This window comes from Tissierella sp. (assembly GCF_052089545.1).
Lineage (GTDB): Bacteria > Bacillota > Clostridia > Tissierellales > Tissierellaceae > Tissierella_A.
The window spans coordinates 3098-14841 of the sequence record NZ_JBQDAA010000028.1 but is presented as its reverse complement, the minus strand read 5'-3'; the positions used below and the strand labels follow the sequence as shown (position 1 = coordinate 14841).

8 protein-coding genes and 1 pseudogene are annotated in these 11744 nt (G+C 26.1%); all 9 read left to right on the top strand.

What is annotated here, in order from left to right:
• Positions 1 to 236, top strand: a pseudogene (locus ACTHW2_RS03845) (SIS domain-containing protein); the annotation flags it as partial.
• Between the two features lie 73 nt (positions 237 to 309).
• Positions 310 to 1530, top strand: coding sequence for an NAD(P)/FAD-dependent oxidoreductase (locus ACTHW2_RS03840; protein WP_442262413.1), 1221 nt, complete (start codon positions 310 to 312; stop codon positions 1528 to 1530).
• Positions 1531 to 1653: 123 nt separating this feature from the next.
• Entirely contained in the window at positions 1654 to 2316 is a 663-nt protein-coding gene (cmk, locus tag ACTHW2_RS03835) for a (d)CMP kinase (protein WP_442262412.1), read from the top strand.
• A gap of 5 nt (positions 2317 to 2321) precedes the next feature.
• Complete coding sequence (locus ACTHW2_RS03830) at positions 2322 to 2915, top strand: lysophospholipid acyltransferase family protein (protein WP_442262411.1); 594 nt, start codon at positions 2322 to 2324, stop codon at positions 2913 to 2915.
• Entirely contained in the window at positions 2912 to 4888 is a 1977-nt protein-coding gene (locus tag ACTHW2_RS03825) for a bifunctional 4-hydroxy-3-methylbut-2-enyl diphosphate reductase/30S ribosomal protein S1 (RefSeq protein WP_442262410.1), read from the top strand. Before ACTHW2_RS03830 ends, ACTHW2_RS03825 begins: the two co-directional genes overlap by 4 nt.
• A 138-nt stretch (positions 4889 to 5026) precedes the next feature.
• Positions 5027 to 5623, top strand: a complete 597-nt coding sequence (locus tag ACTHW2_RS03820; RefSeq protein WP_442262409.1) for a MerR family transcriptional regulator — start codon at positions 5027 to 5029, stop codon at positions 5621 to 5623.
• A 198-nt stretch (positions 5624 to 5821) separates the two neighbouring features.
• Positions 5822 to 7168 (top strand): tRNA (N6-isopentenyl adenosine(37)-C2)-methylthiotransferase MiaB, encoded by a 1347-nt coding sequence (gene miaB, locus ACTHW2_RS03815; RefSeq protein WP_442262408.1) that lies wholly within the window; start codon positions 5822 to 5824, stop codon positions 7166 to 7168.
• Between the two features lie 20 nt (positions 7169 to 7188).
• A complete protein-coding gene (gene mutS / locus ACTHW2_RS03810; protein WP_442262407.1) occupies positions 7189 to 9807 on the top strand; it encodes a DNA mismatch repair protein MutS in 2619 nt (872 codons plus the stop codon).
• Position 9808: 1 nt separating this feature from the next.
• On the top strand, positions 9809 to 11713 hold the full coding sequence (gene mutL, locus ACTHW2_RS03805; RefSeq protein WP_442262406.1) for a DNA mismatch repair endonuclease MutL: 1905 nt from the start codon (positions 9809 to 9811) through the stop codon (positions 11711 to 11713).
• Positions 11714 to 11744: the final 31 nt, after the last annotated feature.

Below are 11744 nucleotides of genomic sequence, written 5' to 3'. Positions count from 1 at the left end.
CTCAAATCATAACTATAACAGATAGTTTAATATCACCTGCGGCTCAGAAAGCTGATATATCGCTTATAGCTCCAAGTGATATGCTATCATTTGTAGATTCATTAGTGGCTCCTATGAGCCTTATAAATGCTCTTATAATAGCACTAGGCATTGAGAAGAAAGAAGACCTGAGTAATTATTTTGAGGATCTAGAAAAAGTTTGGAAAAAGTACAATATTTATAATAATATAGAATAGTAAATTCATAAGAATATCTTAAAAAATCTTGTCATAAATGATAAGATTTTTATTAAATTAAAAAGGAGTCACTATGAAAGAAAAAATAGGCGTTATAGGAGCAGGGCCTGCAGGTATATTAGCGGCAGGAACAGCATCTTTTAAAGGAAGAGATGTTTCTTTAATAGAAAAAAATAAAAAAATAGGAAAAAAACTATTTATAACTGGTAAGGGTAGGTGTAATGTAACTAATGCCTTATCTATTGAAGATTTTTTTGAATTTATAGTTACAAATAAAAATTTTATGTATAGTAGTTTTTATTCTTTTACAAATGAGAATTTGATTGAATTATTAAAACAATATAATGTAGAAACTAAAATTGAAAGAGGAAATAGAATATTTCCTAAAAGTGATAAATCAAGTGATATAATTGGAGCATTAAGTAAATTTATAGATAGAAGTGGTGTAAATTTACTTCTAGAGACTAAAGTGAAAAACATTTTAAAAACTAAAAATAAATTTAAAGTGATTACAGATAAAGAAACTTTGGAGTTTGATAAATTAATATTAGCTACAGGTGGAATTAGTTATCCATTGACTGGTTCAACTGGAGATGGATTTAAGTTTGTAAAAAACTTGGGACATACTTTAATAGATTTAAAACCTTCATTAACTTCAATTCAAATAAAAGATCCTTTCATAAAAGAATTACAAGGTTTATCATTAAAAAATGTTACTTTAAAAACTTTTAAAAATGAGAAGGAAATTTATAGTCAATTTGGAGATATGATTTTTACTCATTATGGTATTTCTGGTCCAATAGTTCTTACTACAAGTTCTTATATACATAAGTATATAACAAAAGATTTAAGTTTTTCAATTGATTTGAAACCTGCTTTAAATTATAATAAATTAGATGAGAGAATTTTAAGGGATTTCACTTTATATAATAATAAACAATTTAAAAATTCTTTAAATGATTTATTTCCACAAAAGATTATATCTACAATTATAAAACTATCAAACATTAATCCTGAAAAAATAGTCCATCAAATTACAAAAGTTGAAAGGGAAAACTTAATATATATTATTAAAAACATGAAATTGCAATTTAAATCTTTAAGACCTATAGAAGAAGCTATAATTACAAGTGGAGGTATAGATGTAAAAGAAATAAATCCTTCTACTATGGAGTCACTTATTGTGGAAAATCTTTTTTTTGCAGGTGAAATGATAGATGTAGATGCTTTAACAGGCGGATTTAATTTACAAATAGCATTTTCAACAGGCTTTTTAGCAGGAAGTAGTGTTTAAAGACATATATAGTGAAATTTAACTCTAAATCCCTTGTATACTAATTATATTTAATATATAATTAAAAGGTATAATGATTAATATCATATATTATAAACGTTCGTAGATAGTAAGGGGGATTTTATGCAAAAAGAAATTTACTCTATTGCAATAGATGGACCAGCAGGATCAGGTAAAAGCACAATAGCTAAAATGATATCTAAATATCTTAATATTGAGCATATAGATACTGGTGCTATGTACCGTGCATTGACTTGGAAGATCTTACACAATAGAATAGATCCCAAAGATAGAGAGAAAATAATAGAATTATTAAAAACTACTAAAATTGATTTTAAAGATGGAAACATTTATTTAGATAATAAAATATTAAATGATGAAATAAGGTTAAGTTATATAAGCAAAAATGTTTCATCTGTAGCTATGATACCAGAAGTTAGAGAAAAAATGGTAGAATTACAAAAAGAAATGAGTCAAAATAAAAATGTAGTAATGGATGGACGGGATATAGGGACAGCAGTATTAAGTGACTCTAAATATAAATACTTTTTAACTGCAACTATAGAAGAGAGGGCTTTAAGAAGACATAAGGAATTATATAAAGATAGTAGCTCTAAATCAAATCTTAGAGAAATAAAAGAGGATATAAAAAAAAGAGATAATATAGATAGTACTAGAAAAGTAAATCCTTTAAAAATAGCCAAAGATGCTATTTTAATAGATACTACTAAAATGACACTAGATGAGGTAGTAGAAACAATTATATCATCTATAAATAGGAGGTAATATTATTGTTTTATGATTTATTAGCTAATATTGTTTATGTTATACTTAGTTTTATATATAGGTTTGAAGTAGATGGAAAAGAAAATATTCCATCAAAGGGGAATTTAATAGTTTGTTCCAATCATTCAAATAACTTAGATCCTATTTTAATATCTATATTATTCCCTAGAAAAATATCATGGATGGGTAAAAAAGAATTATTTAATAATAAGATGTTAAAAGTTATACTTTCAAAATTAGGAGTATTTCCAGTAAATAGAGATAAGGTTGACATAAGTGCAGTCAAAAACTCATTAAAATTATTGAAAGATAAAAAAGTCTTAGGTATTTTTCCTGAAGGTACAAGAGTAAAAGAATTAGATATTAATAATGCTAAATCTGGTGTATCATTGATTGCAATAAGATCTAAGACACCAGTTTTACCTATATATATAGAGAGTAACTATAACTTATTTAGTAAAGTAAAGATAACTATAGGAAAGTGTCTTTATATTTATGAAGACATAGAAAACAAACCTACACAGGAAGAATATAAAGAGTTTAGTAAATATATTTTATCTCAAATATATAGTTTGAAGAATAAGGAGGTAAATTATTGAATATTTTTATAGCAGAAAACTCAGGATTTTGTTTTGGCGTAAAAAGAGCAGTGGATATGGCATTGAACAATCTAAAACAATCTGATGGTACATTATATTCATATGGACCTTTAATTCATAACCCACAATTAGTTAATGATTTAGAAAAAAAAGGATTAAAAAACATTGATAATATAAATGATGTTGAAAATATAATGATTAGGGCTCATGGAATTACTAAAATAGAAGTTGAAAAAATGGAAAATTCAAATATTAATATGTTAGATGGAACTTGTCCTTATGTGAAACTAGTTCATAAAAAAGTAGAAGAATACAAGGATAAGGGATATGATATAGTTATAATAGGAGATTCAAGTCATCCAGAAGTAATAGGTATAAATGGATGGTGTTCTAATTCAGCTTATATAGTTAATAATAAGGAAGATTTAAAAACTATACCTAATTTAGATAAAATATGTATAGTATCTCAAACTACTAATACATATGAAAAATTCTATCTCCTTTCTGAAGAAGTTAGTAAAAAAGGACAAGTAGTTGAAGTGTTTAATACGATTTGTTCAGCTACTACAAATAGACAAAATTCTACTATGGAATTAGCAAAAAAAGTAGATGCTATGATAGTTATTGGAGGATATAATAGTTCAAACACCTTAAAACTTAAAGAAATAAGTAAAAAGCATTGTGGAAATGTGTTTCATATAGAAACAATTGACGATTTATCTTTACAAAACGTATCAAAATTTAATACAATAGGAATAACAGCAGGTGCTTCTACACCTGATTGGATAATTGAGGAGGCTGTTTATACAATGGATAATTTTAATGATAATGAAATGATGGAGGCAATTGAGAATTCTTTTACAAGAATTCATAAAGGAGAAATAGTAACAGGAGAAGTAATATTTGTAACTTCTAATGAAGTGATGGTAAATATTAACTATAAATCTGATGGAATAATTAGTAAAGATGAACTGTCAAATGATGAAGATGTAAATCCTAAAGATTTATTTAAAGAAGGGGATCAAATAGACGTTTATATTCTTAAAGCGGATGATGGTGAAGGAAATGTAGTATTATCATATAAAAGAGTTGGTAATATAAAAAATATGGAAATACTTGAAGAGCATTTCAACAATGAAACTATTATAGAAGGAAAAGTTTTAAGAGTTGTTAAAGGTGGTCTTATAGTATCGGTAGAAGGAATAGAAGCCTTTATGCCGGCCTCACTAATATCAGTAAACTTTGTTAAAGACATGGAAGAATATAAAGATGCTACATTAAAAGCAAAAATAATAGATTTTGATAAGAGAAAAAGAAGAGTTATATTAAGTAGAAAAGAAATTGAAAAAGAAGAATTAGAAGCTCAAAGAGAAGAAGTTTGGAGTAAGTTAACTATAGGAGAAAATATAGAAGGAGTAGTTCAAAGACTTACTGATTTCGGTGCATTCGTAGATTTAGGTGGAGTAGATGGATTGATTCACATATCAGATCTATCATGGAACAGAGTAAAACATCCATCTAATATTTTAAACCCAGGAGATAAAGTTGAGGTTAAAATTTTAGATTTAAATAAAGAAAGAAATAGAATATCATTGGGTTTAAAGCAAACACTTCCAAAACCTTGGGATGAATTTGAAAAGAATGTAGAATTAGGTGATGTTGTAAAAGGAAAAGTAGTAAATATTTTACCTTTTGGTGCATTTGTGAGATTAGATGAAGGAGTAGATGGTTTACTTCATATTTCGCAAATTGCTAAAGAACATATAGAAAATCCTTCTAATGTTCTAAATGTTGGAGATAGTGTAGATGTAAAAGTGATAGATATAGATTTAGAAGAAAAAAGAATTAGTCTTAGTATTAAAGAAATTGAAGAAGAAGGAAAAGAAGAAAAAGAAGAAATAAAGGAAAAAAATATAAGTATAGAAGAAGATGAAGAACCTACTATAGGGGATATATTAGATAATAAACAATAAACTATAAAAGATAATAATACTATATAGTATTATTATCTTTTATATATAAATAAACTATAGTTGATTTTAAATTTATACAGGGGTATTTATCTTTAATCGATAACTATTTATAGTTAAGTATTAAAGAGGGGGTAAATTATGTTAGATCACAATATAGAATATACTATATCTGAAGCTGCAGATATTACAGGGTATGCTCCTCATGTTTTAAGATATTATGAAAAAGAATTTGAAATAGATATACCAAGAAAGGACTCTAATCATAGATATTATACTTATAAGGAAATTGAACTAATTCAATATATTAAAAGTTTAAAAGATAAAGGTTTTGGAAACAAACAAGTGAAATTAATAATAAATTCTCCGGAAACTATTATGTCTCAAGAAAATAGCTCAATAGATATAGCTAAGGGAAGTTATGATACAATAGAGTCATCGGAAATAGCTATGAAAGTTTCTGAAGCATTAGAAGAAAGTTTCTTTGAAAGATTGGAAGAGTATATTTATTTAGGAAATCAAGATACATCTACTTTAATATCAAATTTAAAAGAAGAGATAATTTTACTCAGAAATGAGATGAATTTACAGGAAAGAGATGTATTAGTTTGTGAAAATGCAAAATTAAAAATGAAGTATCAAGAACAATTGAAAGAAAATGATAAACTTAAAAAAGAGATTACAAAATATAAAGAACAAAGCCTATTTAGAAGGATATTTGGAAATAGAGTTAAATAATAGATCATAAGAGCCTGAGAGGCTCTTTTTTAATATTAAAAGTAATAGCCAAGAATTATTATAATGGGCTATTGTATTAAGGAACTAATAATATTTGATCAATAGAAATAGAAGTTTAATACTTGAAATTAACTAGTCTTTTATTTTATACAAAGATTTGATATAATAGATTAGATAAAAACAAGTAGGAGGAAAATGATGAATCAAATTAAGAATAAAACAAATAAATCAAAAAAATATATAGTAGAAACTTATGGATGTCAGATGAATGAACATGATTCTGAAAAGATATCTTGGATATTAGAGGAAATGGGATATGTATTAACTGATGATATAAAAAAAACGGATTTAATAATATATAATACATGTGCTGTAAGAAAATCTGCTGAAGATAAAGTACTAGGAAAATTGGGTGAATTAAAACAAGAAAAAAGAGAAAATCCAGATTTAATATTAGCGGTATGTGGTTGTATGATGCAAAGACAGGAAATTATTGATATTATAACTTCCAAATATAAACAAGTAGATATTATATTTGGCACTAATAATATTCAAAAACTTCCTCAACTAATAAATAATCATTTAATGACTGGCTCTACAATTACCGATATAGTCGAAGATACTAGAGAAATAGATGAATCAATTGATGCTAATAGAAAATATGAATTTAAATCTTATGTAAACATAATGCATGGTTGTAATAACTTTTGCACTTATTGTATAGTTCCATATACAAGAGGTAGAGAAATTAGTAGGGATCCTAAAAATATAATAGAAGAAATAGATAATTTAGCAAAAAATGGATGTAAAGAAGTTACTCTTTTAGGTCAAAATGTAAATTCCTATGGAAATACACTAGATAAAAAATATACTTTTCCCAATTTATTAAAAGATATAAATGACATAGAGGGAATAGAAAGAATTAGATTCATGACATCGCATCCTAAAGATATATCAGATGAACTTATAAACTCCTATGGAAGATTAGATAAATTATGTAATCATTTACATCTTCCGGTGCAATCGGGGAGTAATAGAATTTTAAAACTTATGAACAGAAAGTATACACGTGAAAGTTATTTAAATAATATAGAAAAGATAAGAAATGAAAAGCCAGATATAAGTATAACTACAGATATAATAGTAGGATTTCCAGGAGAAACTGAAGAGGATTTTAATGAAACTTTAGAATTAGTAAAAGAAGTAAGATTTGATTCAGCATATACTTTTCTTTATTCTATTAGAGAGGGTACTCCAGCAGCTTCTATGCAAGAACAAGTACCAAATAAAGTAAAGCATGCAAGATTTCAAAGGTTAATAGCCTTGCTTCGTGAAATCGGATTGAAAGAAAATGAAGAGTTGCTAAATCAAATAGTTCCAATACTGGTAGAAGGAACAGATACAAATAATAAGAATACCTTAAATGGCAAAACAACAACTGGTAAAATTGTATACTTTAAAGGTAGTGATAGGTTAATCGGAAATATAGTAAATGTAAAGATTAACAATGTTAAAAACTTTAGTTTAGAAGGAATAGTAATTTAAATAATAATGGAGGTTATATTTTGAAAAAATTAACACCCATGATGGAACAATATATGTCAGTAAAAGAAAAGCATCCTAATTCTATATTATTCTTTAGACTAGGAGATTTTTATGAAATGTTTTTTGAGGATGCGCTTATAGCATCTAGAGAACTAGAAATCACTTTAACTCAAAGAAATGCTGGAATGGATAAAAAGGCTCCGATGTGTGGAGTTCCTTATCATGTTGCAGAAACTTATATAGGAAGACTTGTGGAAAAAGGATATAAAGTAGCTATTTGTGAACAATTAGAAGATCCTTCATCAGCGAAGAAAATAGTAAGAAGAGATGTCGTAAGAGTAGTAACTCCAGGAACTATCACAGATTCTAATATATTAGATGATAAAACAAATAATTTTTTAGCATCAATTTTTATTGATAATACGGGGGTTGGTTTAAGCTATGTAGATAACTCCACAGGTGAAATGTATACTACTGAATTTTTAAGCAAAGATGAAGAGAAATTGTATAAGTTTATAGTAGATGAACTTGGGAAGATATATCCATCAGAAATAATTTGCAATGAAGAGCTATTATCAAATACTAAATATATAAATATAATAAAAAACAACTTAAATCCATTTTTTAGTATTTACGAAGATTCAAATATGAGCAATGATTTATATAAAGAGATAACAAAATTATTTAACAAGACATTAAAAGATCTAAAAATACAGAAAAAACTTTACTCTATTATAGCTACCTCTAAACTTATAGATTATCTAAATGAAACTCAAAAACGATCATTAAATCATATAAATAATTTATTCTTTTATGAATCTAACGATTATATGGTATTAGATATAAATACGAGAATTAACTTAGAAATTCATGAAACTATACTTTCAAGGCAAAAAAAAGGAGCTTTAATATCAGTATTAGATAAAACAAATACTTCTATGGGAGGAAGACTTCTTAAAAGATGGTTAGAAGAACCATTATTAAATATACAAAATATTAATAAAAGATTAGATATGGTAGAATATTTTATTAGTAACATACCATTGTTAGAAAACCTTCGTACTCTTTTAAAGAAAGTTTACGATTTAGAAAGATTATCAGGTAAAATTTCGAGTGGTGCTTGTAATGGTAGGGATCTTATAGCATTAAAAAATTCTTTGGAAATATTACCATCATTTAAAGAAATACTATGTGATATAGATGAGACTCATCTATATCACATAGGTAAAGAAATGGATGATTTACAAGACATCTTTAATCTTATAGATATTTCTATAAAAGATAGTCCACCTATTACAATAAAAGAAGGTGGATTGATTAAAAAGGGATTTGATTATACTTTAGATAAAATCAATGAAGCTAATTTAAGAGGTAAAGAGTGGCTAGCTAATTTAGAGGCTACTGAAAAACAAAAAACAGGCATTAAAAATTTAAAAATAGGATATAACAAAGTTGCTGGATATTATTTTGAAATCACTAAGTCTAATATATCTCAAGCACCAGATTATTTTATAAGAAAACAGACTCTAAAAAATTCAGAGAGATATTATACTGAAGAATTAAAAGAAATGGAAGATACTATTCTTAATGCTAAAGAAGAATCCTTAGATTTAGAATATAAGATATTTCAAACAATTAGAGAAGAGATAAAACTAGAAATCCCTAGAATACAATTATCAAGTAAAATAGTAGCTTTATTAGATGTAATTATTTCTTTAGCTAAAATATCTTATGAAAATAATTATACTAGGCCTAAATTAAATAATAAAGGTCATATAAACATTGTTGAAGGTCGTCATCCAGTAGTAGAATCTTTAATAGATAACAATCTATTTATACCTAATGATACTTATCTAAATAAAGAAGAAAATATGATAAATATAATTACCGGGCCTAATATGGCAGGGAAGTCTACTTATATGAGACAAGTAGCTATAATAATACTTATGGCTCAAATAGGATGTTTTGTTCCCGCAAAACAATCGGATATATCTATAGTAGATAGAATATTTACTAGAATAGGGGCGTCTGATAATCTTTCAGGTGGAGATAGTACCTTTATGGTAGAGATGAATGAAGTGTCCAACATAATAAAAAATGCCACAGAAAACAGTCTGATAATTTTAGATGAAGTTGGAAGAGGTACTAGCACATATGATGGACTTAGTATAGCCTGGGCAGTAGTTGAACACATTGCAACGACTATAAATGCAAAAACTTTATTTGCTACTCACTATCATGAGTTAACTCAGCTTCAAAATGAATTTGATAATATAAAAAACCTTACTATGTCGGCAAAACAAGATGGTGATGAAATTATTTTTCTTAGAAAAATAATTGAAGGAAGTACCAATAAGAGTTATGGTATCGAAGTAGCGAGACTTGCCGGAATAAATAAAGAAATCATAAATAATGCAAATAAAATATTAAATAGCATCGAAACATCTCATGAACTAGATATTGCTAAAAATTCATTTGAACTTAAAGAAGAAGCTAAGCAATTGGATTTGTCTAGTTACAAAAAAGATTATTATATAGAAGAAATACGAAAAATAAATATTGATGATTTGACACCTATTGAATCTATAAATATATTAAATAAGTTAATAAAAGAAGCTAAAGATCTAGAGGAGAATTAATATGAGTAAAATTAAAATATTAGATGAATCTACAATCCAACAAATAGCAGCAGGAGAAGTTATAGAAAGACCATCATCTATAGTTAAAGAACTTATAGAAAACTCTATTGATGCAGGTGCAGACGATATAATAATTGAAATTGCAAATGGTGGAAAATCTTATATAAGAGTTACTGATAACGGTGAGGGTATGGATAAAGAAGATATTAGATTAGCTTTTAAAAGACATTCAACTTCAAAGCTTAAAACAGTAGGTGATATATATAATGTATTATCATTAGGCTTTAGAGGAGAAGCTTTAGCTAGCATATCAAGTGTATCTAAGCTAGAAGTTCTTAGCAAGACTGAGACTTCGAATGTAGGTGTACAAACTTTTATAAAAGATGGAGAGATAGTCGGAGCTAATAAAATAGGGTGTCCTAAGGGAACTACTATTATAGTACGTGACATATTTTATAATTTACCTGTTAGACAAAAGTTTTTAAAAAGCTCTAGTGTAGAATCAAATCATATAAGTGAAACGATAAATAAGCTTGCTCTAGGTAACTTTAAGATATCATTTAAATTAATAAAAGATGGGAAAATCACATTAAAGACTCCTCGTAATAATAACTTAGAAAACACTATATATAGTGTTTTAGGAAAAGATTACTATAATAATCTAGTTTATATTGATCACACAGAAGATAAGATAAAGATAAATGGATTTTTATCAAATAATAAACTTTATAGGGCTAATAGAAAGCATCAATATTTATATATTAATGGTAGATATATATCACATTTAGATATATCTAAAATAATAGAAAAAGAATATAAATCTTTAATCCCTTTAAATCGTTTACCTGTTTTTATTCTTAATATGCATCTAAATCCAAATGAAATTGATATAAATATTCATCCTACTAAACAAGAAGTTAAGTTTGTTGATTCTAAAAATATTTATAATATTATTACAAAAGTAGTAAAAGAAAGGCTTATGTCTTCTGTGACTATTCCTGAAATGAGTTTTATTAATCAACAAAATAAAGCTCAGAATTCTTTACCAAAATTATTTAATAGTGTTGAAAAGAACTTTGAAAATGAGAAAATTTTGCAAAAACATAGTAAACCAAATCATGATAAATATATAAATAAAAGTGAAACAAACATTATAATTAAAGATTTAACATTAGACAAATATATAAAAGATAAAAAAGACAAAAATGTTGATGCAGATATTTCTCAACTTAGTAATAAAAGTTCTTATCTTGATTCAAAAATAAATACAAATGAAGATATTGACATAAATGAAAATATAACAGAACAAAAGATAGATGATATATTATTAGATATAAAACCTATCGGAAGAGTTTTTAACACATATATTATTGCTGAAAGCAGGATAGATGAAAAGTTGTTTTTTATTGATCAACATGCTGCTCATGAAAGAATAATGTATGAAAGGTATAGAAAAGAATTTAGTGAAGAAAAAATTACAATTCAACAACTTTTATATCCAGAGATAATAGAATTTACAAATAAAGAAATAGAAGTTATAAATGAAAACAAGGATATATTTAAAAAACTAGGTTTTTTATTTGATGCTTTTGGAGAAAATAGTATTGCATTAAGGGGTGTTCCAATGTTATTTGGAGAACCTAAAGTTAGAAATTTATTTTTAGATATATTGGATAGATTAGAAGATAATATAGAAAATAATTATGAAGTTAAAATAGATAAAATAATGAAAATATCTTGCACGAATGCTATTAAAAGTGGGGATAAGATAGATAATTTAGAAATAATGGCTTTATTTAATGATTTACAAAAGTGCGAAAATCCATATACATGTCCTCATGGACGACCTACAATTACAGAATTAAGTAAAAAAGATATAGAAAAACAATTTTTAAGAATTATGTAAAAAGGATGATTATATGAAAGAAAAATTATGT